Origin of the sequence: Azonexus sp. (assembly GCF_041909095.1) — a bacterium.
Lineage (GTDB): Bacteria > Pseudomonadota > Gammaproteobacteria > Burkholderiales > Rhodocyclaceae > Azonexus.
This window is the reverse complement of record NZ_JAYREB010000001.1, coordinates 21,989-46,323: the sequence shown is the minus strand read 5'-3', so window position 1 is coordinate 46,323 and position 24,335 is coordinate 21,989. Positions and strand designations below refer to the sequence as shown.

Here is a 24,335-nt window from a genome sequence, read left to right as displayed (position 1 = left end):
CTTCCGGTAGAATGGCCGGTTTCGGCGATTGATGGATGGTGCAGCAAATGGCAGCGAACACGACGACAGCAGGCAAGCCGGTCACCGACGATGTGCGGATCCGGGAAATCAAGGAACTGGTGCCGCCGGCCCACGTCTTTCGTGAATATCCGGCATCCGGGCGCGCCGCGCAGACCACCTACGCCACCCGTCAGGCCATCCACCGCGTCCTGCATGGCGCCGACGATCGCCTGCTGGTGGTGATCGGCCCCTGCTCGATCCACGATTACGATGCGGCGATGGAGTACGCCAAGCGTCTGGCCCGCGAGGCTGACAAGTACGCCGACGACCTGATCGTCGTCATGCGCGTCTATTTCGAGAAGCCGCGCACCACGGTCGGCTGGAAGGGGCTGATCAACGATCCGCGCCTCGACAACACCTTCCGCATCAATGAAGGCATCCGTCTGGCGCGGCGCATCCTGCTCGAAGTCAACGAACTCGGCCTGCCCTGCGCGACCGAGTTCCTCGACACGATCACCCCGCAATACACCGCCGACCTGATCGCCTGGGGCGCCATCGGCGCCCGCACCACCGAGTCGCAGGTGCACCGCGAGCTGGCTTCCGGGCTGTCCTGCCCGGTCGGTTTCAAAAATGGTACCGATGGCAACATGCGCATTGCGGTCGACGCCATCCGCTCGGCCAATTCGCCGCACCATTTCCTGTCGGTGACCAAGTCCGGCCATACCGCCATCGTGTCCACGATGGGCAACGAGGACTGCCACGTCATCCTGCGCGGCGGCAAGGAACCCAACTACGACGCCGCCAGTGTCGATGCAGCCTGTCAGGAAATCGCCAAGGCCGGTCTGGCGGCGCGGCTGATGGTCGATTTCTCGCACGGCAACAGCCGCAAGCAGTACAAGCTGCAGATGGAAGTCTGCGACAGCGTCGCCGCTCAACTGACGGCTGGCGAGGAGCGTATCGTCGGGGTGATGGTCGAGTCGCACCTGGTCGAAGGCCGTCAGGACATCGTGCCGGACCAGCCGCTGACCTACGGTCAGAGCGTCACCGACGCCTGCCTCAACTGGGACGACAGCCTGCTCGTGCTCGAACGCCTGGCTGCCGGGGTGCGCGCCCGTCGTCTGGTCGAGGCCAGCGCCTGAGTCAGAGGTCGAGGAAGCGGCCAACCTCGTCGGCACGCGCCAGCGTGTCGGCGTGGCCGAGTTCGATCAGCTTGCGCGTGTAGGGCTTCTCGAACAGCAGGTAGCTGGTCAGCGCGCCGCCCTGCCGGTTCATCGCGCCGATCCCGCCGAGCAGCAGACGAATCGGCCAGGGCAGGGCGCCGGCGTGTTCGGCGGCGATGCGGTCGAGGCTTTCCGACGGCGAGATGATCAGTGTTTCGATCGGCCGCAGCGCGATCCCGGCCTGCGCCCGTTGCGCATTCGGAATCGCCGAGACGGTGCGGTTGATGCGCTGGATGCGCTCGATGTCGACGGCCAGCCCGTCGACGAAGATGCTCGACAAGGCGTGCCCGGCAATCTGCGCCAGCGATGGATAGTCGTCGACCTGGCGACGTTCGCGCTTCTCGTTGCCGCGCGTCGCGCCGACCACCAGCAGCCGTTCGGCGCCCAGGTGGATGGCCGGCGACAGCGGCGCCAACTGGCGCATCGAACCGTCGCCGAAATATTCGCGGTTGATCCGCGTCGCCGGGAAGATGAAGGGAATCGCGCTCGACGCCAGCAGGTGTTCGACGCCCAGTTGCGCGCGCACGCCGATGCGCTGGAAGCGGTGCCAGGGGGCGGCGTCGGGATGCGCCTGGAAGAAGTTGATGTTCTCGCCCGATTCGTAACCGGAAGCGGAGATGCTGACCGCGCGCAGCGCGCCGTTGGCGATCGCCCGTTCGATGCCGGCGAAGTCCATGCTGCGGCGAAGCAGGGTGGCGAGTGGCGCGTTGTCGAGCAGCGAGCGCGGCGCCCGGCCAAGCAGCCAGCCGAACGATAGCGCGCCCAGCCAGCGGGCGCCGGCGGCACCGACGCCGAGCGCATCGCTGCGGTAGATCTCGGCGGCGTGCAGGTCGCGCCAGAAACGCGCCAGGGTGGTTGTGGCGCGGCCGAAATGCTCGGCCTGGCAAGCCAGCCCGACGGCGTTGATGGCGCCGGCCGAGGTGCCGCAGACGATGGGAAAAGGATTATGGCGACGTTGCCGGCCGGCAAGTTTGGCCACCGCGGTGAGGACGCCGACCTGGTAGGCCGCCCGGGCGCCGCCGCCGGTCAGGACCAGCGCCGTGCCGTGGCGGACCGGGGAATTCAATCGCCCTGCGGCCGGGTTGCGTCGGCCCAGCAGTTGGGGGTTTCGTAGAGGCGCACCTGGGCGAGCCGTAGCTGGTTGCCGTAGGTGTCGCGGTATACCGCGTCGAGGCAGTCGAAGGCGAGGCGGGCGAGATTTTCGGCGGTCGGCACGCGGTCGAGGATGACCGTCTTGTGGTCAGGGATGCTGGCCAGGAAGTCGACGATGGCGCGGTCGCCTTCGTACACCAGGAAGGCGTGATCCCAACGGCCGACCAGGTGGGTCATCGCCAGTTCCTTGACCTGCGAGAAGTCCATCACCATGCCGTTGGCGGCGTCGCCGGCCTTGTTGATGATGGTGCCGGAAAGGGTGATCTCGATCGCGTAGCGGTGGCCGTGCAGGTGGCGGCATTGGCTCTTGTGGTCGGGGATGCGGTGGCCTGCGTCGAATTCCAGGCGGCGGGTGATGAGCATTTGGGATTGGGGTTCGCCAAGACGGGGGCTGATTATACAATGCCCCCATGCTGCGAACCGACGACCACCGCCGCGACAGTGCCGGCCTCCGCTACGTTTATCCCGTGATTTCCCGGCGTGCCGGCGGCGTCTCGGTCGGCATCAACCTCAATCCGAACAACGCCTGCAACTGGGCTTGCGTCTATTGTCAGGTCGAGGGGCTGAGCCGTGGCGGTCCGCCGCCGCTCGAGCTTGACCGCCTGGAGGCTGAGCTGGCGGGCTTTCTCGGCGACGCGATCAACGGCGATTTCATGCGCCGCCAGGTGCCGGAGACGGCGCGCCGCTTGGTCGATGTCGCTTTTTCCGGCAACGGCGAGCCGACTTCGGCGCCGGAATTTGCCGACGCCGTGGCACGCGTGGCGCAAGTGCTCGGCCGTTTCGGCCTCGCCGTGCCGCTGCGCCTGATCAGCAACGGCAGCCTGCTACACCGGCCGGCGGTACAGGATGGCATCCGCCGCCTGGACGAGGCCGGCGGCGAGGTCTGGTTCAAGCTGGATCGGGCAACGGCCGCCGAAGTCGCCGCGATCAACGGCGTCGCCTGGGCGCCGGAAAAAGCGGCGCGCAACCTGGAAACCTGCGCCGCGCTGGCGCCGACCTGGGTGCAAACCTGCTGGTTCGCGTTCGATGGCCTGGCGCCGGACGCCGCTTCGCTGGCCGCTTATTGCGCCTTGCTGGCGCCGCTCGCCGACCAATTGGCCGGCGTTCATCTCTATGGTCTGGCGCGGCCCTCGCAGCAGCCGGCGGCGCCGCGCCTCGCCGCGCTGTCGGAGGCCGCGTTGCGCGAAGTGGCGGCGAGCATCGAAAAAGAAACGGGGCTCCGGGTGATCGTTTCACCCTGAGCCCCGTTGTCGATTTGCCGCCCGTCGGGCGGTTGAATCAGGCAGCTTTCTTGGCGTGGCTACGCGCCGACTTCTTCAGCGACTTGAACAGTTCCGGTTCCTGCGCCTTCAGGTATTCGACGACTTCCCAGTCGTCGCGCTTGATGTTGCGGATGTCGATCTGTTCGACATGGACCAGGCGCAGCAGTTCGCGCACCGGACGCGGCATGTTGCGGCCGCTCTCGTAGCGGGAGCCACCGCTCTGGGTGACACCCAGGGCAGACCAGAATTGTTGCTGGTTGAGGCCGAGCTTGCGGCGGATTTCACGGGCGTCGATTTTTTCGATGGTTTTGACGGAAGTCATGGATTCTCTCCTAATGCGATAAAAATAATCATATTGACCTGTCCTGCTGGGGTATTACTTAGGTCATATGTCAAAGTGTATAGCTAACTATGACGTTCGGCAAGTGGCAAAGCCATAAATTTTGTTAAATGCTCTGATAGTTTTTCGCTTTCGTATGGCATGAATTTCCGGCTCCTGCGGCAGGGGCTGGAATGCGCCTGGCGACGCCACTTTGCGAATCGTCCGGGCTGATCTAAGATCGTTGCAACAGCCGCTCGGCGGCGCCAAGGAGAAAACATGCTGGTCAGTGAAATACTGCGGGTGAAGGGCGGCGCCCTTTACACCACGACGCCGGGGCAGAAGCTGTCGGCGGTGATCGACGCCATGGCTGAACTCGATGTCGGGTCGCTGGTGGTGATGGGCGAAGGACGGATGGTCGGCATCGTCACCTTCCGCGAAGTGATCAAGGCGATGCAGGCGGGCAATCCCGATCTGCAGGTGCGCGACTTCATGGTTGCCGATCCGGTGACGGCCTTCCCGGACATGGAAGCCAACTCGCTGCGCCGCCTGATGATCGAAAAGCACTCGCGCTATCTGCCGGTGCTCGACCAGGGGCAACTGCTCGGTGTCATTTCCTTTCTTGACGTCGCCAAGGCGGTGCTCGAGGAGCAGACGCTGGAGAACACCCTGCTCAAGAACTACATCAAGAACTGGCCGGAAGAGGCGCGTTCCTGAGCGGCGGAGCGACTGGGGGCGCATGCTAGAATCCGCCCTCCCCAAACAGGTGTGATCTCATGTCCGGCAACACTTTCGGTACCCTTTTCACGGTGACTTCGTTCGGCGAGTCGCACGGCGCCGCGATCGGCTGCGTCGTGGACGGTTGCCCGCCCGGGCTGGCCTTGTGCGAAGCCGACATCCAGGCCGAACTCGACCGGCGCAAGCCGGGCACTTCGCGCCACGTGACGCAGCGGCGCGAGCCGGACAGCGTCGAGATCCTGTCCGGCGTCTTCGAGGGCAAGACCACCGGCACGCCGATTGCCCTGCTGATCCGCAACCAGGACCAGCGCAGCAAGGATTACGGCAACATCGCGACGACCTTCCGTCCCGGTCACGCCGACTATACGTATACCCAGAAGTACGGTTTCCGCGATTACCGCGGTGGCGGCCGCTCGTCGGCACGTGAGACGGCGGTCCGTGTCGCCGCCGGAGCGATTGCCCGCAAGTGGCTGAAGGAACGCTACGGCGTCAGCATCCGCGGCTGGATGAGCGCCCTCGGGCCGATCGAGATTCCCTTCGTCAGTGCCGACGAGATCGACGGCAACGCCTTCTTCGCGCCCAACGCGGCGCTCGTGCCGACGCTGGAAAGCTACATGGACGAGCTGCGCAAGTCGCTCGATTCGGTCGGCGCGAAGATTACCGTCACCGCCGATGGCGTGCCGCCGGGCTGGGGCGAGCCGGTGTTCGACCGCCTCGATGCCGAGATCGCCTACGCGATGATGGGGATCAACGCGGTCAAGGGGGTCGAGGTCGGCGACGGTTTCGCGTCGGTTGCCCAGAAGGGCAGCGAACACGGCGACGAGATGACCCCCGAGGGCTTTGCCAGCAACCACGCCGGCGGCGTTCTCGGCGGCATTTCCACCGGCCAGCAGATTGTTGTCAATCTGGCGATCAAGCCGACCTCGTCGATCGCCCAGGCGCGCCGCTCGGTTGATGTCGACGGCAAGGCGGTCGAGGTGGCGACGCAGGGGCGGCACGACCCTTGTGTCGGCATCCGGGCGACGCCGATCGCCGAAGCGATGCTGGCCCTGGTGCTGATCGACCATGCCTTGCGCCACCGGGCGCAGTGCGGCGACGTGGTTTGCACGACGCCGCGCCTGCCGGGGCGCATCGCCTGAGATTTTTCGAATGCCCGCCGGGGGCGGGCGCTGCGTCTTGAGGAGAGCATCATGCAGGTTGAACACCACGATCTTCAGCAGGAGTTTCCCGAATTCACCGATGCGATTGCTGCGCTGAAGGCCGGCAACGCGCATTTTTCCCGGCTCCACGCCAGCTACCACCGCCTGACCGGCAAGGTCGAGGATCTGGAAGAGCACGACATGCCGGTCGCCGATTTCACCTTCGAGGACATGAAGAAGCAGCGGGTCAAGCTGAAGGATGAGCTTTACCATCTGCTGCTCGCCTACCGTGCCGGCCAGCAGTCGGCGAAATAGGGCGGCATCCGCCCGCCACCGGCGCTGATCCGGAGGTCGGATGCAGGTTCCGTACCGCTGGCCCCTGGCGGGCTACTATTTTTTCTACTTCGCCTTCATCGGCGCGTTTTCCCCGTACTTCGGGCTCTACCTGCAGGCGCGCGGATTTTCCGCCTGGGACATCGGCCTCTTGATGTCGCAGATGCAGTTGATGCGCCTGTTCGGTCCCAACCTCTGGGGCTGGGTGGCCGACCGCTTCGGCCACCGCATGCTGATCATTCGCCTTGCTGGTCTGGTTGGTTTGGCGGGGTTCTCCGCCTTCTTCTGGCTCGATCGACTGTCCGGCATGCTGCTGGCGATGGCGATCCTTGCCTTCTTCTGGAGCGGCGCGCTGCCGCTGGTCGAGACGCTGACCTTCGACCATCTGCGCGAGGAGCGCGGCCGCTACGGCCGTATCCGCCTGTGGGGGTCGATCGGTTTCATTGTTGCCGTGATGAGTACCGGCGCCCTGCTCGATGCCGTGGCGCCGGTTGGCGTGCTCTGGGTGTGTACGCTGATCCTCGCCGGGATCCTCGGTTTTGCGCTGATTCTGCCGGAAGCGCCGGTGCATCAGGTAACGGTCGAGTCGCCGCCGATTGCGCGCATTCTGAGTCAGCCCAAGGTGCTGGCGCTGCTCGGCGCCTGTTTCGCGATGTCGGCGGCGCACGGCGCTTTCTACGTCTTCTACTCGATCCATCTCAGCGGCCACGGCTACGCCAAGACCGCGGTCGGCCTCCTGTGGTCGCTCGGCGTGCTCGCCGAGATCGGCGTCTTCCTGCTGATGCCGCGGCTTAGCCGGCGTTTCTCGCTGCGCGACATCCTGCTCGTCAGCTTCGCGGCGGCGGTATTGCGTTTTCTGATCATGGGCTGGGCAGTTGAATCGGCGGCGGCAATGATCTTCGCCCAGTTGCTGCACGGGCTGACCTTCGGCGCCTACCATGCTGCGGCGATCGCTGCCATTACCCAATGGTTTCCCGGCAAATCGCAAGGCCGCGGTCAGGCCTTGTACTCCAGCCTGTCCTTTGGTGCTGGCGGCCTGGTCGGCGCGTTGATCAGCGGGCGCACCTGGGACGACTGGGGGGCCGGCTGGAGCTTTTCGCTCGGTGCGGCATTCGCGCTCGCCGGCTGGCTGCTGATTTACCGCTGGGTCGCCGCCGATGCGGCCGCCGTCGGCGGCGGGCGGGAAAAATCCGCCGATCCTGTGCAATAATCCAAGGCTTTACCGCACAACTTCAGGTTCCATGTCGAAGACCCTTTACGACAAGCTCTGGGAGAATCACGTCGTCCATCAGGAAGCGGATGGGACGGCCCTCCTTTACATCGATCGTCACCTTGTGCACGAAGTCACCAGCCCGCAGGCCTTCGAGGGCCTGAAACTGGCCGGACGCAAGCCGTGGCGGGTTTCTTCCATCGTGTCGACGCCGGATCACAACACGCCGACCGATCACTGGGAAGAGGGGATCAAGGACCCGATTTCCCGCCTGCAGGTCGAGACGCTCGACGCCAACATCCGCGAGGTCGGCGCGCTCGCCTACTTCCCTTTCAAGGACCCGCGGATGGGCATCCTGCACGTCGTTGGTCCGGAGAACGGCGCCACGCTGCCCGGCATGACCGTCGTTTGCGGCGATTCGCACACCTCGACGCACGGCGCCTTCGGCTGTCTGGCGCACGGTATCGGCACCTCCGAGGTCGAGCATGTGCTGGCGACGCAGTGCCTGGTGCAGAAGAAGTCGAAGACCATGCTGATCGCCGTCGAGGGCCGCCTCGGCAAGGGCGTCACCGCCAAGGATGTGGCGCTTGCCATCATCGGTGCCATCGGTACCGCTGGCGGTACCGGCTATGCTGTCGAATTCGGCGGCAGTGCGATCCGCAGCCTGTCGATGGAAGGGCGCATGACCCTGTGCAACATGGCGATCGAAGGCGGCGCGCGGATGGGTTTTGTCGCCGTCGACGACACCACGATCAACTACCTGAAGGGGCGGCCGTTCTCGCCCACGGGCGAAACCTGGGACAAGGCGGTCGCCTACTGGCGCACCCTGCATTCCGACCCGGGTGCCAGCTTCGACCGTGTGCTCACGCTGAAGGCCGAAGAGATCCGGCCGCAGGTGACCTGGGGTACCTCGCCGGAAATGGTGGTCGGTATCGACGCCGCCGTTCCGGATCCGGCGAAGGAAGCCGATCCGGTCAAGCGCGAGGGGATGGAACGCGCACTGCAGTACATGGGGCTCAATCCGAACACGCCGATTCAGAACATCGCCATCGACAAGGTTTTCATCGGTTCGTGCACCAATTCGCGGATCGAGGATCTGCGCCAGGCGGCGGCCGTGCTCAAGGGGCGGCATGTCGCCGCCAGCGTCAAGCTGGCGCTCGCGGTGCCGGGTTCCGGCCTGGTCAAGCGCCAGGCCGAGGAAGAAGGCCTGGACAAGGTTTTCATCGCCGCCGGTTTCGAATGGCGCGAGCCGGGTTGCTCGATGTGTCTGGCGATGAACGCCGACCGTCTCGAGCCGGGCGAGCGTTGCGCCTCGACCTCGAACCGCAATTTCGAAGGCCGCCAGGGTCCTGGCGGCCGGACTCACCTGCTCAGCCCGGCGATGGCTGCTGCTGCCGCGGTGGCCGGCCGTTTCGCTGACGTCCGCGACATTCTCTGAAAGGAGCCAATGATGAAGAAAGCGATTGTTTTGCTGTTGGCCATGGCTGGCCTGGTATCCGCGACGGGCTGCAACACCGTTCAGGGAATCGGCAAGGACATCGAGAGGGGTGGCGAAGCCATCCAGCGTTCGACCAGATAAGGCAGTTTCATGGATAAATTTGTACGTCTCGACGGTTTGGTGGCGCCGCTCGACCGCAGCAACGTCGATACCGACGCGATCATCCCGAAGCAGTTCCTGAAGTCAATCAAGCGTTCCGGCTTCGGCCCGAACGCCTTCGACGAGTGGCGCTACATGGATGTCGGCCAGCCCGGCCAGGATAATTCGCAGCGCCCGAAGAACCCCAATTTCGTGCTCAACCAGCCGCGCTACCAGGGCGCCGAAGTGCTGCTGACGCGCGCCAACTTCGGCTGCGGCAGCTCGCGCGAGCACGCGCCGTGGGCACTGCTCGACTATGGTTTCAAGGCGATTGTCGCCGAGAGCTTCGCCGACATCTTCTTCAACAACTGCTTCAAGAACGGCATCCTGCCGATCGTCCTGCCGGCTGCCGAAATCGAGGCGCTGTTCCAGCAGGTCGAGGCGACGCCGGGTTACAAGCTGATCGTCGACCTGCCGGCGCAGGCGGTGGTGCGCCCCGATGGTCACGCCATTCCCTTCTCGATCGACGCCTTCCGCAAGGAATGCCTGTTGAACGGCTGGGACGACATCGGCCTGACCCTGCGTCACGCCGACAAGATCAAGGCCTTCGAAGAGAAGCGCCGTGTCGAGCAGCCCTGGCTGTTCGCCCAATAAGGAGACAACATGAAGATTTGTGTGCTGCCGGGTGACGGCATTGGTCCGGAAATTACCGCCGAAGCGGTGCGGGTGCTCAAGGCGCTCGACCTCAAGTTCGAGATGGAAGAAGCGCTGCTTGGCGGCTGTGCGGTCGATGCGACCGGCAACCCCTATCCGGAAGCGACGCAGAAACTGGCGCGCGAAGCCGATGCCATCCTGCTCGGCGCTGTCGGCGGCCCGCAATGGGACGGCCTGCCTCGCGAGCAGCGTCCGGAACGAGGCCTGCTCGGCATCCGCAAGGATCTCAACCTGTTTGCCAACCTGCGCCCGGCGATCCTTTATCCGGAACTGGCCAATGCCTCGACGCTGAAGGCGGAAGTCGTCGCCGGACTCGACATCCTGATCGTCCGCGAACTGACCGGCGACATCTACTTCGGCCAGCCGCGCGGCGTGCGCGAGGAAAACGGCGAGCGCGTCGGCTTCAATACCATGGTCTATAGCGAGTCGGAAATCCGCCGTATCGGCCACGTTGCCTTCCAGGCGGCGCAGAAGCGCAACAAGCGCCTGTGCTCGGTGGACAAGATGAACGTCCTCGAATGCACGCAACTGTGGCGCGACGTGATGATCGAAGTGAGCAAGGACTACCCCGACGTCGAACTGAGCCACATGCTGGTCGACAACGCCGCGATGCAACTCGTGAAGGCGCCCAAGCAGTTCGATGTGATGGTTACCGGCAACATGTTCGGCGACATCCTGTCCGACGAAGCCTCGATGCTGACCGGTTCGATCGGCATGCTGCCGTCGGCCTCGCTCGACGACAAGAACAAGGGCCTCTACGAGCCGTCGCACGGTTCGGCACCGGACATCGCCGGCAAGGGCGTGGCCAATCCGCTGGCCACCATCCTGTCGGCGGCAATGCTGCTGCGCTACTCATTTGGCCTGGAAGAGCAGGCCCTGCGCGTCGAGAGCGCGGTCAAGAAGGTGCTCGCGCAGGGCTATCGTACCGGTGATATCTACGAGCGCGGGACGAACCGCGTCGGCACCCGGGAGATGGGCGACGCAGTTCTCGCCGCGCTGGCGTAAACCATCTGCGCGGTCGACGCGTTGAACAAGGATATTTTGGGAGAGTTTCAGATGAAGAAGGTTGGTCTGGTCGGTTGGCGTGGCATGGTCGGTTCCGTGCTGATGCAGCGCATGGTCGAGGAGGGTGATTTCGCCTTCATCGATCCGGTCTATTTCTCGACGTCCGCCGCCGGCGGCAAGGCGCCCGTCTTTGGCGGCAAGGAAGCCTCGCTGCCGCTGCAGGATGCCTCCAATATCGACGCGCTGAAGGCCTGCGAAATCATCATCACCTGCCAGGGCGGCGACTACACCAAGGAAGTCTTCCCCAAGCTGCGCGCTGCCGGCTGGAACGGCCACTGGATCGATGCTGCCTCGTCGTTGCGCATGGCTGACGACGCGGTGATCGTGCTCGATCCGGTCAACATGCACGTGATCAAGGACGCGCTGGCCAAGGGCGGCAAGAACTGGATCGGTGGCAACTGCACCGTCTCGCTGATGCTGATGGGGCTTGGTGGTCTGTTCCAGAACGACCTGGTCGAATGGGCGACCTCGATGACCTATCAGGCAGCCTCTGGTGCCGGCGCGCAGAACATGCGCGAGCTGATTTCGCAGATGGGCGTCATCCATGACTCGGTAAAGGACCTGCTGGCCGACCCGGCCTCCGCGATCCTCGACATCGACCGCAAGGTCGCCGAGACCATTCGTTCGGATAGCTTCCCGAAGAAGAACTTCCGCAACACGCCGCTCGCCGGTTCGCTGATCCCGTGGATCGACGTGCCCTACGAAAACGGCCAGTCCAAGGAAGAGTGGAAGGGCGGCGCCGAATGCAACAAGATCCTCGGCAAGCCGGCCTTCCGTACGGCCGGTGCTATCCCCATCGACGGTCTGTGCGTGCGTATCGGTGCCATGCGTTGCCACAGCCAGGCGCTGACCATCAAGCTGAAGAAGGATGTGCCGCTCGACGAGATCAGCGACATGCTGGCCAAGGCCAATCAATGGGCCAAGGTCGTACCGAACGATCGCGAGATTTCCGAGCGCGAACTGACCCCGGCTGCCGTTACCGGCACGCTGACGGTGCCGGTCGGTCGTCTGCACAAGATGGCGATGGGCCCGGAATACCTGGCCGCCTTCACCTGTGGTGACCAGTTGCTGTGGGGCGCTGCCGAGCCGCTGCGCCGCATGCTGCGCATCCTGCTCGACGCCTGATATGGCATGAATTGCCAAAAAACGGGGCTTTTGCCCCGTTTTTTTATTTGTTGGCTAGATGCAAAAAGTCCGTAACTCAGAAGCGGGTTTAGCTTGCAATGCTAAGTCCATGATGTTAATTTGATTCTCTCAAGTCATACGCTCAGGGCATGGTCGTGATCGAGAATAATTCTGTCAAATTCAAGAAATGTGCGCTGGCTCTGGCCGTCGCTTCGTCATTGTCGCTCGCGACCTCGCTTGCCGAAGCCGCCGGACTTGGGAAGTTGACGGTCTTTTCCAGTCTGGGGCAGCCGCTCAAGGCTGAAGTGGAAATTGCAGCGACTGGCGAAGAACTGCAGGGGATGACAGCGCGTCTGGCTCCACCCGATGTGTTCAAGCAGGCCGGTGTCGACTATGCTTCGGCCCTCGGTGATCTGCAGTTCAAGGTCGAGAAGCGGCGCAACGGCAAGACCATCTTGCGTCTGTCCTCGATCCACCCGGTCAATGAGCCTTTCCTCGATTTCCTGGTCGAGTTGAACTGGCCGGCCGGACGGTTGGTCCGTGAGTACACCTTCCTGCTCGATCCGCCGGAATTCACGGCGCAGCAGGGGCAGCGCAACATCGTGGACGCCAAGGTGGTGGAAACCGTCCGCGGCGGAGCGGCGGCAGCGCCGAAACCGGCGGCGCCAGCGAAACCGAAAATTGACGAGAAGCCCGCTGAAGGTGGCGCAGCCAATAACAGTGACGACAAGACACACCTCGTCGCCAAGGGCGATACCCTGGTCAAGATTGCTCGCGAGCGTCGTTATGCATCGGTATCGCTGGAGCAGATGCTGGTCGGCCTCTACCGCGGCAACAGCGACGCCTTCATCGGCAAGGACATCAATCGCCTGAAATCGGGTGTCATCCTCAATGTTCCCGAGGAGAGCGTGGTCGCTGCAGTTCCGCAGCGCGAAGCCCGTGCCGTCTATGTCTCTGCCGGCGATTTTGCCGCCTACCGGCGCAAGTTGGCGGCTGCTGCGGCCGCCGCACCGGCGGCCAAGGTGGAAGCACCTGCCGCGCAGAGCAGCGGTGGCAAGATTACGCCGAAGATCGAAGAAAAGGCCCCGGTGGTCGACGCGACGCGCGATCAGGTCAAGGTTTCCCGGGCAGATTCGCCATCGGCTGCGGTCATCGATCGGGTTGCCTCGGAAAAGGCTATGCAGGAGTCGCAGACCCGATTGGCGCAACTGGAACGCAACATCAGCGAACTGCAGAAACTGCTTGAGCTGAAGAACCAGCGTCTGGCCGAACTGGAAAAGCCGGCGAAGGCACCGACGCCGACCCCAGCCCCGGTCGCCAAGCCGGAACCGGCGGCTCAAGCCGAACCGACACCGCCGACCGCTGCGCCTGTTGCGCCTGTTGCGTCGACGGTCCCGCCGGCCCCGCCGGTCGCTGCTGAAGGTGGGGCTCGTGTCATTGACGCCAGTGCACCGCCGCCGGTCGAAGAGAAGCCGGCCGAACCGCCGGCACCGGTAGCGCCACCGGCGCCGCCGCAACCGCAACCGGTTGCACCAGCGCCGGCACCTGAACCGGTCGAGGAACCGAGCGAACTGGAGGGGGCGATGCCCTTGCTCGGTGGTGCAGCGCTTCTTGCCATGCTCGGTGCCGGCTGGTTGTACAGCCGGCGGCGCAAGAGCCCGGCAGGACCGGTCACGCAGGTGACTGCTGTGCCGCCGCCTTCCAGCCTCGGGCCCAATTCGGTGTTCGGTGTGACTGGTGGGCAGAGTGTCGATACCGGCAGCACGCCGCCGCATACGGGCGATTTCAGCCAGGCTGGACCGGGAACCATCGATACCGACGAAGTTGATCCGGTGGCCGAGGCCGATGTCTACATGGCCTATGGCCGCGATGCGCAAGCGGAAGAAATCCTGCTCGAAGCAATGCAGAAGGACCCGAGCCGTCTGGCGATCCACGTCAAGCTACTCGAGATTTACGCCGGCCGGCGCAGCCTCAAGCAGTTCGAAACCCTGGCCACCGAGTTCTATGCGCTGACCAGCGGCCAGGGGCCGGAATGGGAAAAGGTCGCCGCACTCGGTGCCGGCATTGATCCTGGTAATCCGCTGTACGGCGGCGTGGCGAAAGAAAAGGCTTTCGATCCGGACGCCACGCTGGTCGCTTCCTCGGCGGCCATTGCCGCGGCCACCGCGGCGGCGCAGACTGCAGCCGCCGAAGTCGTGGCGCCGGTCGTCGCGACGGCAGCGCCGGCACTCGCCGCCGCAGCGGCCGAGTTGCCGCCCGAGCCTGTTGCCGTACCGATGGTCGAATCCCTGGCGGCCGAGCCGGCGTTGCCGGAAGACGAAGGGATGAGTCTGGATTTCGATCTGGGTGATACCGCGACGGTGGCGGTGGCGCCGGCGGAAGAAGAGGTGCCGGTTCCGGTCGAGCCCTATGTCGATACCGTGGTGACCGGCGAAAACGTTGCCGATGCCCTCGATTTCGACCTCAGTGGCCTGGTTGGCGCTGAAGCCGCGGCGGCAGAAGCGCCGTCGGCAGCTGAAGAAGCCCCTGGCACTGAAGATCTGGTTGTTGATTTTGCAAACATCGATCTGCCCGAAAGTGCCGATTTCGATGCGGCTGGCCCGGATGAGGCGGCATCTCCCGATTTCTCGCCCGAGGGCACGCTGGTCGTGTCCAGTACTGGTCTCGGCCAGATGTCGGCCAGCGACTTTTCCTTCGACGCGGTGCGCGCGCTGGAGCCGGCTCCCACCGCCCCTGAGCCGGCGCCGAGTGCTGGCGACAAGCACGAACCGGTCAGCGACGCGCTGACGGAGAGTGGCCTGGGCGAAATCGACCATCCGGGGCTGACCAGTACCGTGGTCAATCCGGACGGCCTGGCCGGTGACATGGACTTCGATGTCAAGCTCAGCGATTCCGTGTTCCTCGGTCAGCCGATGATGAATTCGGATTTCGACATGGACGCGATCAACCTGGATCTTTCGGTGCCGCCGTCCGCACCATCCGCTGCACCGGCAGCTGCGGCAGAGGGCGTTGCCGCCGAACCGGAAAAGGACGCCCACTGGGAAGAGGTCAACACCAAGCTTGATCTGGCAAAGGCCTACGAGGAAATGGGCGACCTCGAAGGCGCCCGCGAACTGCTCCAGGAAGTCCTCGGTGAAGGTTCGGCAGACCTGGTGGCGCAGGCGCAGGAAATCCTCGGTCGCATTGGCGGGTAAAATCACTCTCCCGCACTTGGCAGACGGCCCCGCTGGGGCCGTCTGTGTTTGATGGAACTGTTTTGCATCCCACTGCCGCCCTGATCCTCTGGTCGTCCGCCGTGATCGCCGTGCAATACCTGGCCTATCCGCCGCTGGCGGCTTTTGCCGTCCTGCTCAGCGTACAGCTTGGCGTGCTGCGCGTCTGGCTCGGTTTCGTCTACCGGGCGCGCTGGCTGCTGCTGACGCTGTGGCTGATCCTGGCCTACAACACGCCAGGGGAAGCCTATGCCGACCTGGTCTGGGCACCGACCTACGAAGGCATCGCCGAGGCGAGCCTGCACGCGGTCAGGCTGCTTGTCGTTCTCGGCTGCCTGTCCTGGCTGCTCGTTCGCCTCGGGCGCGACGGCATGCTCGCCGGTCTGTGGGGCGCCCTGGCGCCGGCGCGGGCTTGCGGGCTGGACAGCGAGCGTCTGCTGGTACGGCTGGCGCTGGTGCTCGAGCGTCTGCAGGCGCCGCCGGAAAAAGGCGCCTGGCGTCGCCTGCTGCACACGACGCCGGATTTCGCCGTGGGCAGCGCCGTCGTCCGCCTGGAATACCCGGCCTGGCGGGCGCGTGATGCCTGGCCCGTGCTGCTGGCCTGCCTCCTGTTGCTGGGCGTGGCGCTGACATGAGGCTGGCGCTCGGCGTCGAATATTTCGGTTCGCCCTTCCGCGGCTGGCAGAGTCAAGCCGGTGGCGGCACCGTGCAGGATGCGCTGGAGGCGGCGCTGGCGAAGATCGCCGGGCAGCCGGTGGCGACCCTGTGTGCCGGCCGCACCGACGCCGGCGTGCATGCCATCCAGCAAGTGGTGCATTTCGACGCGCCGGTCGAGCGTCCGCTTTCCGCCTGGGTGCGCGGCGTCAATACACATCTGCCGGACGGCGTCGCGGTGCGCTGGGCGCAGCCGGTGAGCGACGAATTCCATGCCCGTTTCAGCGCGCACGGCCGGCGCTATCGCTACCTGTTGCTCAACCGGCCGCAGCGGCCGGGGCTCTGGCAGGGCAGGGTGGGCTGGTTCCATCTGCCGCTCGACCTGGCGGCGATGCAGGACGCCTGCGCCCGCCTGCCCGGCGAGCATGACTTCTCGGCCTTTCGCGCCGCGCAGTGCCAGGCCAAGTCGCCGGTCAAGCTGATGACGGCGGCCTCGGTACGTCAATGCGGCGCGATGTTCGTCTTCGACTTCGCGGCCAGCGCCTTTCTGCACCACATGGTGCGCAATCTGGTCGGCAGCCTGGTCTACATCGGCAAGGGCGTGCAGCCGCCCGGCTGGATCGACGAGCTGCTGCAGATGCGCGACCGCAAGCTGGCGGCGCCGACCTTCTCGCCCGACGGACTTTACTTCCGTGGGCCGGTCTATGAGCCGCACTGGGGGCTGCCCGAGCCGGCCGACGATTTTCTCGATGGAATGCTGACATGAAAACCCGCATCAAGATCTGCGGCCTGACCCGCGAAGCCGACGTCGATGCCGCCGTCGCCGCTGGTGCCGACGCTATCGGCTACGTTTTCTACCCGCCCAGCCCGCGCTACGTGACGCCAGCGCGCGCCGCCGAACTGGCGCGGCGGGTGCCGCCCTTCGTCGAGGTCGTTGGCCTCTTCGTCAATGCCAGCAGCGAGGAGATCGCCGCGACCTGCGCGACGGTGCCGCTCAACCTGCTGCAATTTCATGGCGACGAGGTGCCAGAATTCTGTCGCAGCTTCGCCAGACCCTGGCTACGCGCGGCGCGCGTGAGGCCCGGGCTCGATCTGGTAGAATTCGCCCGCTCACATGCTGAGGCGCGCGGCTTGCTGCTCGATGCTTTCGTCGACGGCTACGGCGGTGGCGGTCATGTCTTCGACTGGACGCTGATTCCGCCGGATTTGCCGGGGCATCTGGTGTTGTCCGGCGGCTTGCATGCCGGCAATGTCGGCGATGCCATCCGCCGGGTGCGGCCGGTGGCGGTCGATGTCTCGTCGGGTGTCGAAGCGGGCAAGGGCATCAAGGATCACGGCAAGATCGCCGCGTTTGTCGCCGCCGTGCGGGCGGCCGATGCGGCGGCGGGCTGAATTTAGGAAAGAACATGCGGAAATCGGCGGGTGGCATCACCCGGAACTGCTGGCGGCGTCATCAGGCGAACCATCCCTGAAACGGGAGGCTCGTCTTTTCCCGTTCACCCATTTCCCAGGAGTTTCGCCATGTCCCAATCGCAATACAGTTTTCCCGACGCCAGCGGCCATTTCGGTCCCTACGGCGGCGTTTTCGTCGCCGAAACGCTGTTCGGCGCGCTCGATGAACTGAAGGCCGCCTACGCCGCCGCCCAGGCCGATCCGGCCTTCCGCGCCGAGTACGATTACGAACTCAAGCATTTCGTCGGCCGTCCGTCGCCGATCTACCACGCCAAGCGCCTGTCCGAAGTCTGCGGCGGCGCCCAGATCTACCTCAAGCGCGAGGATCTGAACCACACCGGTGCGCACAAGGTGAACAACTGCATCGGCCAGGCCCTGCTCGCCAAGCGCATGGGCAAGCCGCGCGTCATCGCCGAAACCGGCGCCGGCCAGCACGGCGTCGCCACGGCGACGGTCGCCGCCCGATATGGCTTCGAGTGCGTGGTGTACATGGGCAGCGAGGACGTGCGTCGCCAGGCGGCCAACGTCTATCGCATGAAGCTGCTCGGCGCCACCGTGGTGCCGGTCGAATCCGGTTCCAAGACCCTGAAGGACGCGCTCAACGAGGCGATGCGCGACTGGGTCACCAATATCCACAACACCTTCTACATTATCGGCACCGTCGCCGGCCCGCACCCTTACCCGATGCTGGTGCGCGACTTCCAGAAGATCATCGGCGAGGAATGCCTCGAACAGATGCCGGAAATGGCCGGCCGCCAGCCGGACGCGGTGATCGCCGCGGTCGGCGGCGGCTCCAACGCGATGGGCATCTTCTACCCCTACATCGATGTGCCGGACGTCCGCCTGATCGGCGTCGAAGCCGCCGGTTCGGGCATCGAGATCGGCCTGCACGCCGCCTCGCTGACCGCCGGCGTGCCCGGTGTGCTGCACGGCAACCGCACCTACCTGCTGCAGAACGAGGACGGCCAGATCATCGAGACGCACTCAGTCTCGGCCGGCCTCGACTATCCCGGTGTCGGCCCGGAACACGCCTGGCTGAAGGATATCGGCCGCGCCGAATACCAGCCGATCAAGGACGACGAGGCGCTCAAGGCCTTCCACGACCTGTGCCGCCTGGAAGGCATCATTCCGGCGCTGGAGTCCAGCCACGCCATCGCCTACGCGATGAAGCTGGCGCCGACCCTGGCGAAAGACAAGATTCTGCTGGTCAACCTCTCCGGCCGGGGTGACAAGGATATGCACACCGTGGCCGAGAAATCCGGGATTGTTTTCTGACCATGTCGCGCATCCAACAAACTTTTACACGCCTCAATGGCGAGGGCCGCAAGGCGCTGATTCCCTTCATTACCGCCGGCGATCCCGACGCCGACCTGACCGTGCCGTTGATGCACGCGCTGGTCGACGCCGGCGCCGACATCATTGAGCTGGGGGTGCCGTTTTCCGACCCGATGGCCGACGGTCCGACCATCCAGCGCGCTTCCGAGCGGGCGCTGGCCAAGGGCATGAGCCTGCGCAAGGTGCTGCAACTGGTGACCCGCTTCCGTACCGAGGACGATAAGACGCCGGTGGTGCTGATGGGCTACGCCAACCCGATCGAGGCGATGGGGCTGGAGACGTTTGCCGAGAAGGCCGCGCAATCGGGCGTCGATGGCGTGCTGGTGGTCGATTACCCGCCCGAGGAAGCTGAGCGCTTCGGCGCCGCGATGAAGGCCAACGGCATGGATCCGATCTTCCTCATTGCGCCGACTTCCAGCGCCGAGCGCATCGCCCACACGGCGAAGATCGCCAGCGGTTATGTCTATTACGTGTCGCTGGCCGGGGTCACCGGCTCAGGCGCGCTCAACGTGGAGGCGGTGGCGCAGAAGCTGCCGCTGATCCGCGAACAGACCGGTCTGCCGGTCGGTGTCGGCTTCGGCATCCGCGACGCGGCCACCGCCGCGCGTATCGCCGCCTTTGCCGATGCCGTCGTGGTCGGCAGCCGGATTATCGAAGAAATCGAGAAATCGACCGCGGCAACTGCCTGCGCCAACGTCACAGCGTTGGTGGCGGATATCCGCCGCGGTGTGGACGAGGTGAAAGCATGAGCTGGCTGGACAAACTCCTTCCCCCCAAGATCAAGCGCGAGCAGGGCGGCCAGCGCCGCAGCAACCTGCCGGAAGGCCTGTGGAGCAAGTGCCCGGCCTGCGAGGCGGTGCTCTATGCGACCGATCTGGAGAAAAACCTCAACGTCTGCCCCAAGTGCGGCCACCACAACCGCATCAACGCTCGCCAGCGCCTCGATCTGCTGCTCGATCCGGAAGGCCGCTTCGAGATCGGCGTCGAGGTGCTGCCGGTCGATACGCTGAAATTCAAGGACTCCAAGAAGTATCCGGAGCGCCTGATGGATGCCAACCGCGACACCGGCGAGAGCGACTCGCTGGTGGTCATGCAGGGAGCGATCAAGAACCTGCCGGTGGTCGCCGCCGCTTTTGAATTCGACTTCATGGGCGGTTCGATGGGTTCGGTGCTCGGCGAACGTTTCGTGCGCGGGGTCAACGCGGCGATCGAACAGAAGGCCCCGTTCATCTGCGTCGCGGCCTCCGGCGGCGCGCGCATGCAGGAAGGCCTGTTCTCGCTGATGCAGATGGCCAAGACGACGGCGGCGCTGACCCGGCTGTCGCAGATCGGTCAGCCCTTCATCTCGATCCTCACCGACCCGACCATGGGCGGCGTTTCGGCGTCCTTCGCCTTCGTCGGCGACGTGGTCATCGCCGAACCCAACGCGCTGATCGGCTTCGCCGGGCCGCGCGTGATCGAGCAGACGGTGCGCGAAAAACTGCCCGAAGGCTTCCAGCGCGCCGAATTCCTGCTCGAAAAGGGTGCCATCGACCTCATCGTCGACCGCCGCGAACTGCGCGACAAGGTCGCCGCCACCCTGTCGCTGCTCCTCAAGCAGCCGGCCGCCGCTTGAAGACGCTCGCCGACTGGCTGGCTCACCTCGAAGGGCTGCATCCGAAAGGCCAGGCCGGCATCGAGCTCGGTCTCGACCGCGTGCGCCGGGTCAAGGAAGCGCTGGCGCAGACTCAGCACTGCCCGGTGATCATCGTCGGTGGCACCAATGGCAAGGGCTCGACCTGCGCCTACCTGGCCAACATCATCGACCGCGCCGGCTACCGCGTCGGCTGCTATACCTCGCCGCACCTGCTCGCCTACAACGAGCGCGTCCGTCTCAACGGTCAGCCGGTCGATGATGCCGCGCTGTGCGCCGCTTTCGCCCGGGTCGAGGCGGCCCGCCTGGCGAGCGGCGTTGCGCTGACCTATTTCGAGTTCGGCACCCTGGCCGCCTGGGAAGTCTTCGCCGCCGCCGGTGTCGAAGCGGCGATCCTCGAAGTCGGCCTCGGTGGCCGGCTCGACGCGGTCAATATCTACGAGCCGGACGTCGCCATCGTCACCGGCATCGCTCTTGACCACACCGACTGGCTGGGGCCGGACCGGGAATCGATCGGTTACGAGAAGGCTGGCATCTTTCGCGCCGGCAAGCCGGCACTGTGCGCCGATCCGCAGCCGCCGCAGTCGCTGCTCGATCATGCGGCGGCGATCGGTGCCGACCTGCGCCTGCTCGGTCGCGACTTCGGGTTCGAGCGGCCGACCGCCGATGCGGCAGAGAATCGCCTGCAGTGGCGCTGGTGGTGCCGCAGCGGCGAGCGTCTGGTCAAGCGCACGCTGGCCCATCCCGGTCTGCGCGGGCCGACCCAGCTGCTCAACGCCAGCGTCGCGCTGGCCGCGCTGGAGGCGCTCGGCGACCGCCTGCCGGTGACCATGCAGGCGATCCGCCCGGGCCTGATCGAAACCGAACTGGCCGGCCGCTTCCAGGTCATCCCCGGCAAGCCGGCGATCGTCCTCGACGTCGGTCACAACCCGCAGGCGATCCGCGTGCTGGCCGACAACATTTCCAGCATGGGGTTTTTCGACCGCACCTACGCCGTCGTCGGCATGCTTGCCGACAAGGATATCGCCGGCGCGCTGGCGCCGCTCAAGGGTCGGGTCGACGTCTGGCACCTGACGACGCTAGGCGGACCGCGCGGCACCAGCGCCGCGGCGCTGGCGGAAATCGTCCGCGCCGGAGAGCTCGGCGGTAGCGTCGTCTGTCACGAAACGCCCGCCGCCGCGCTGCAGGCGGCCCGGGAGGCGGCCGGTGAAAGTGATAGAATCCTCGCCTTCGGATCGTTCTATACCGTGGCCGGCGCGCTCGCAGCGCTAAACAGGAAGGCCTGATTGATGGAAGACAACGACGCTCAGCTGCAACTCAAGAAACGTGCCCGTCGCCGCCTGGTCGGCGCGGTTTTTTTCGTCTCCGTGGTTGCCCTGGTGTTGCCGATGCTGATGGACCACGATCCGCGCCCGCCGCTGCAGGATGTCGAAATCCGCATCCCGGGGCAGGACGAGAAGCCGTTCAATCCGGCGATGGTCGCGGTGCCGCAGGAAAGCGAGCCGGGGCGCGGCGCTGGCGAAGCCGCCGCGCCCCGGGCCGTGGAAGCGGCGCCACCGATGGCCGAGGCGCCGGTGCAATCCTCCGTCGAAGCCCGTCCGCTCGACGTGGCGCCGGCTGCGCGTGTTGTCGAGACGGTGCGCACGCAACCTGTGCTCGGTGCCGATGGCAAGCCGAAGAAGCCGGCTGACGCGCCGGCAACGGAAAAGCCGGCGGCCAAGCCGGCTGAAAGCAAGCCGGCAAAGAACGCCGAAAAGCCGCCGGAAAAACCGGCCAAGCCGAGCCCCGAAAAGAAACCCGAGCCGCCCGCCAAACCGCCGGCCGAGAAGAAGGCCGAGGCCGCCAAGCCGGCCGCTGACGACGAAGCCAAGCGCGCCGCCGCGATCCTCGCCGGCAAGCCGGCGACCGCCGCGCCGGCCGCCAGCGGGGCGCACCTGATCCTGATCGGCGCCTTCACCAATGAGGCCAACGTCGTCAATCTGCGCAAGAAGCTCGGCGAACTCGGCATCAAGACCTACACCGAGCCGCTCGATTCGCCGCAGGGCAGGAAGATCCGCGTCCGCGCCGGTCCCTTCCCGAACCGCGACGCGGCCGACAAGGCGCTGGCCAGGATGCAGAAGATCGGCGTTTCCGGAGTGGTGGCGCCCAAGCCATGACGATGTTCGATTACATCGCGCTGACCGTCGTCGGGTTGTCGCTCGTCTTCGGCTTGTGGCGCGGCATGATCAGCGAAGTGATCGCGCTGCTTGCCTGGGGGCTTGGCATCTTTGCCGCCTTCAGCTTTGGCGCCCAGCTCGGCGCGCTGCTACCACTTGATCTCGCCGATGCGACGGTCCGTACCCTGATCGGCTGCGTGCTGATCTTCGTCGGCATCCTGATCATCATGGCCATCGTCCGCCTGCTGCTGCTGAAGGCGATCAAGGCGCTCGGCCTGACCGTTTCCGACCGCCTGCTCGGCATGTTCTTCGGACTGGCGCGCGGGCTCTTGATCATCATGCTTCTGGTGGCGCTTGGCGGCATGACCGCCGCGCCCAGCCAACCCTGGTGGCGCGAGGCGACGCTCGCGCCGCCGCTGGAAACTGCCGTTCTTGCGCTCAAGCCGATGCTGCCGCTCGATCTGGCAAAACGTATTCGATTCAGTTAATCAGGAAACAAACTATGTGCGGGATTCTCGGTGTCATGGCAACCACGCCGGTCAACCAGTTGCTTTACGACGGCTTGATGGTGCTCCAGCATCGCGGCCAGGACGCTGCCGGCATTGCCACGGCCGAGGGCAACACCTTCCATCTGCACAAGGGCCCAGGGCTGGTGCGCGACGTCTTCCGCACCCGCAACATGCGCGCCCTGCCCGGTAACTGGGGGATCGGCCACGTCCGCTACCCGACTGCCGGGTCGGCCTACAACTTCGCCGAGGCCCAGCCCTTCTACGTCAATTCGCCGTTTGGCCTCGTCCTCGGCCACAACGGCAACCTGACCAATGCCGAACAACTGAAGGACGAGATGTTCCGTCTCGACCGCCGGCATATCAACACCAATTCCGATTCGGAAGTGCTGCTCAATGTGCTGGCGCACGAACTGCAGTCGGCAGCGCACGGTTACGAACTCGACGTCGACAGCATTTTCCAGGCGGTCGCCGGCGTCCATCGCCGTTGTCGTGGCGCCTACGCCGTGGTGGTGCTGATCGCCGGTTACGGCCTGCTCGCTTTCCGTGATCCGCACGGCATCCGGCCGCTGGTCTATGGCCAGAACGAAACCCCCGAAGGGACGGAATACCTGGTTTCTTCCGAGTCGGTCGCGCTCGACACCCTCGGTTTCAAGATGGTGCGCGACATCGAGCCGGGCGAGGCGGTCTTCGTCGACCTCGAATACAAGCTGCACAGCCGCCAGTGCGCGCAGCAGCCGATCTATGCGCCATGCATCTTCGAGTATGTCTACCTGGCGCGTCCGGACACGGTGATCGACGGTGTTTCCGTCTATGAAGCGCGTCTGGCGATGGGCGAACTGCTGGCCGAGAAGGTCCAGAAGGTGATCCCGGTCGAAGAGATCGACGTCGTCATCCCGATTCCCGACTCCAGCCGGCCGTCGGCGATGCAACTGGCGCAGGCGCTGGGCATTCCGTTCCGCGAAGGTTTCGTCAAGAACCGCTACGTCGGTCGCACCTTCATCATGCCCGGCCAGGCGATGCGCCGGAAATCGGTCCGCCAGAAGCTCAACACTGTCGGCCAGGAGTTCAAGGGCAAGCGCGTGCTACTGGTCGATGACTCCATCGTCCGTGGCACGACCAGCCGCGAGATCGTCGAGATGGCCCGCGCCGCCGGCGCGACCAAGGTCTACTTCGCCTCGGCGGCGCCTCCGGTACGTTACCCGAACGTCTACGGCATCGACATGCCGACCCGTGCCGAGCTGATCGCCACCGGCCGCAATGACGCCCAGATCGCCGCCGAGATCGGCGCCGACGCGCTGGTCTATCAGGACATCGAAGCGCTCAAGCAGTCGGTGACCAAGCTGCGTCCGGACCTGACGCTGTTCGACGCTTCCTGCTTCGACGGTTGCTATGTGACCGGCGACATCGACGAGTATTACCTCGACGCGGTCGAAGGCAAGCGTGGCGGCAAGGCCGGCAAGAATGACGAGGACGGCGACGGCAAGGCATCGCAGCAACTGGTGCTGGGACTGGCCGAGGGACAGGACTGAGC

At 65.2% G+C, this 24,335-nt stretch carries 25 protein-coding genes; 22 read left to right on the top strand and 3 right to left on the bottom strand.

What is annotated here, in order from left to right; all coding sequences use genetic code 11:
* The first annotated feature begins 47 nt into the window (after positions 1-47).
* Positions 48-1,139: a 3-deoxy-7-phosphoheptulonate synthase AroG gene (gene aroG / locus ACE3OV_RS00215; protein ID WP_374323833.1), complete on the top strand. Its 1,092-nt coding sequence runs from the start codon at positions 48-50 to the stop codon at positions 1,137-1,139.
* A gap of 1 nt (position 1,140) precedes the next feature.
* On the opposite strand, the gene ACE3OV_RS00210 is transcribed toward aroG, so the two are convergent.
* Entirely contained in the window at positions 1,141-2,286 is a 1,146-nt protein-coding gene (locus ACE3OV_RS00210) for a patatin-like phospholipase family protein (protein ID WP_374323831.1), read from the bottom strand.
* Positions 2,283-2,735, bottom strand: coding sequence for a 6-carboxytetrahydropterin synthase QueD (gene queD, locus ACE3OV_RS00205; RefSeq protein WP_374323830.1), 453 nt, complete (start codon positions 2,733-2,735; stop codon positions 2,283-2,285). The genes ACE3OV_RS00210 and queD overlap by 4 nt, the downstream gene beginning before the upstream one ends.
* 47 nt (positions 2,736-2,782) lie before the next feature.
* Between queD and ACE3OV_RS00200 the strand changes: the two genes are divergently transcribed.
* Complete coding sequence (locus ACE3OV_RS00200) at positions 2,783-3,613, top strand: radical SAM protein (RefSeq protein WP_374323828.1); 831 nt, start codon at positions 2,783-2,785, stop codon at positions 3,611-3,613.
* A 37-nt stretch (positions 3,614-3,650) separates the two neighbouring features.
* On the opposite strand, the gene ACE3OV_RS00195 is transcribed toward ACE3OV_RS00200, so the two are convergent.
* Positions 3,651-3,956, bottom strand: a complete 306-nt coding sequence (locus ACE3OV_RS00195; protein ID WP_374323826.1) for a helix-turn-helix domain-containing protein — start codon at positions 3,954-3,956, stop codon at positions 3,651-3,653.
* Between the two features lie 276 nt (positions 3,957-4,232).
* Here ACE3OV_RS00195 and ACE3OV_RS00190 point away from each other — a divergent pair, with 276 nt between their 5' ends.
* The 20 genes from ACE3OV_RS00190 (at position 4,233) to purF (ending at position 24,333) form a co-directional block, all read left to right on the top strand.
* Positions 4,233-4,670 carry a CBS domain-containing protein gene (locus ACE3OV_RS00190; RefSeq protein WP_374323823.1) on the top strand — a complete coding sequence of 146 codons (438 nt, stop codon included), beginning with the start codon at positions 4,233-4,235 and terminating at the stop codon, positions 4,668-4,670.
* Between the two features lie 59 nt (positions 4,671-4,729).
* Positions 4,730-5,830 (top strand): chorismate synthase, encoded by a 1,101-nt coding sequence (aroC, locus tag ACE3OV_RS00185; RefSeq protein ID WP_374323821.1) that lies wholly within the window; start codon positions 4,730-4,732, stop codon positions 5,828-5,830.
* 51 nt (positions 5,831-5,881) lie between these two features.
* On the top strand, positions 5,882-6,145 hold the full coding sequence (locus tag ACE3OV_RS00180; RefSeq protein ID WP_374323819.1) for a YdcH family protein: 264 nt from the start codon (positions 5,882-5,884) through the stop codon (positions 6,143-6,145).
* A gap of 40 nt (positions 6,146-6,185) precedes the next feature.
* The gene (locus ACE3OV_RS00175; protein WP_374323816.1) at positions 6,186-7,373 is read left to right on the top strand and encodes an MFS transporter; all 1,188 of its coding nucleotides are present in this window, start codon (positions 6,186-6,188) and stop codon (positions 7,371-7,373) included.
* 31 nt (positions 7,374-7,404) lie between these two features.
* Positions 7,405-8,811 carry a 3-isopropylmalate dehydratase large subunit gene (gene leuC / locus ACE3OV_RS00170; protein ID WP_374323814.1) on the top strand — a complete coding sequence of 469 codons (1,407 nt, stop codon included), beginning with the start codon at positions 7,405-7,407 and terminating at the stop codon, positions 8,809-8,811.
* A 12-nt stretch (positions 8,812-8,823) separates the two neighbouring features.
* A complete protein-coding gene (locus ACE3OV_RS00165) occupies positions 8,824-8,952 on the top strand; it encodes an entericidin A/B family lipoprotein (protein ID WP_374323812.1) in 129 nt (42 codons plus the stop codon).
* A gap of 9 nt (positions 8,953-8,961) precedes the next feature.
* Complete coding sequence (gene leuD / locus ACE3OV_RS00160; RefSeq protein ID WP_374323810.1) at positions 8,962-9,603, top strand: 3-isopropylmalate dehydratase small subunit; 642 nt, start codon at positions 8,962-8,964, stop codon at positions 9,601-9,603.
* Between the two features lie 9 nt (positions 9,604-9,612).
* Positions 9,613-10,668, top strand: a complete 1,056-nt coding sequence (gene leuB, locus ACE3OV_RS00155; protein WP_374323808.1) for a 3-isopropylmalate dehydrogenase — start codon at positions 9,613-9,615, stop codon at positions 10,666-10,668.
* A gap of 51 nt (positions 10,669-10,719) precedes the next feature.
* Positions 10,720-11,853: an aspartate-semialdehyde dehydrogenase gene (gene asd / locus ACE3OV_RS00150; protein WP_374323806.1), complete on the top strand. Its 1,134-nt coding sequence runs from the start codon at positions 10,720-10,722 to the stop codon at positions 11,851-11,853.
* A 263-nt stretch (positions 11,854-12,116) separates the two neighbouring features.
* Positions 12,117-15,047, top strand: coding sequence for a FimV/HubP family polar landmark protein (locus tag ACE3OV_RS00145; RefSeq protein ID WP_374323804.1), 2,931 nt, complete (start codon positions 12,117-12,119; stop codon positions 15,045-15,047).
* Positions 15,048-15,109: 62 nt separating this feature from the next.
* Entirely contained in the window at positions 15,110-15,700 is a 591-nt protein-coding gene (locus ACE3OV_RS00140) for a hypothetical protein (RefSeq protein ID WP_374323802.1), read from the top strand.
* A complete protein-coding gene (gene truA / locus ACE3OV_RS00135; protein ID WP_374323800.1) occupies positions 15,697-16,485 on the top strand; it encodes a tRNA pseudouridine(38-40) synthase TruA in 789 nt (262 codons plus the stop codon). The genes ACE3OV_RS00140 and truA overlap by 4 nt, the downstream gene beginning before the upstream one ends.
* Positions 16,482-17,111, top strand: a complete 630-nt coding sequence (locus ACE3OV_RS00130; RefSeq protein ID WP_374323798.1) for a phosphoribosylanthranilate isomerase — start codon at positions 16,482-16,484, stop codon at positions 17,109-17,111. Before truA ends, ACE3OV_RS00130 begins: the two co-directional genes overlap by 4 nt.
* A 129-nt stretch (positions 17,112-17,240) precedes the next feature.
* Positions 17,241-18,446, top strand: coding sequence for a tryptophan synthase subunit beta (gene trpB / locus ACE3OV_RS00125; RefSeq protein ID WP_374323796.1), 1,206 nt, complete (start codon positions 17,241-17,243; stop codon positions 18,444-18,446).
* Between the two features lie 2 nt (positions 18,447-18,448).
* A complete protein-coding gene (trpA, locus tag ACE3OV_RS00120) occupies positions 18,449-19,255 on the top strand; it encodes a tryptophan synthase subunit alpha (RefSeq protein ID WP_374323794.1) in 807 nt (268 codons plus the stop codon).
* Complete coding sequence (gene accD, locus ACE3OV_RS00115) at positions 19,252-20,121, top strand: acetyl-CoA carboxylase, carboxyltransferase subunit beta (RefSeq protein WP_374323792.1); 870 nt, start codon at positions 19,252-19,254, stop codon at positions 20,119-20,121. Before trpA ends, accD begins: the two co-directional genes overlap by 4 nt.
* A complete protein-coding gene (folC, locus tag ACE3OV_RS00110) occupies positions 20,118-21,425 on the top strand; it encodes a bifunctional tetrahydrofolate synthase/dihydrofolate synthase (RefSeq protein ID WP_374323790.1) in 1,308 nt (435 codons plus the stop codon). The genes accD and folC overlap by 4 nt, the downstream gene beginning before the upstream one ends.
* A 3-nt stretch (positions 21,426-21,428) precedes the next feature.
* Positions 21,429-22,295, top strand: a complete 867-nt coding sequence (locus tag ACE3OV_RS00105; protein ID WP_374323788.1) for an SPOR domain-containing protein — start codon at positions 21,429-21,431, stop codon at positions 22,293-22,295.
* A complete protein-coding gene (locus ACE3OV_RS00100) occupies positions 22,292-22,783 on the top strand; it encodes a CvpA family protein (RefSeq protein WP_374323786.1) in 492 nt (163 codons plus the stop codon). The genes ACE3OV_RS00105 and ACE3OV_RS00100 overlap by 4 nt, the downstream gene beginning before the upstream one ends.
* Positions 22,784-22,797: 14 nt before the next feature.
* Entirely contained in the window at positions 22,798-24,333 is a 1,536-nt protein-coding gene (gene purF / locus ACE3OV_RS00095) for an amidophosphoribosyltransferase (protein ID WP_374323783.1), read from the top strand.
* The last annotated feature ends 2 nt before the right edge of the window (positions 24,334-24,335 follow it).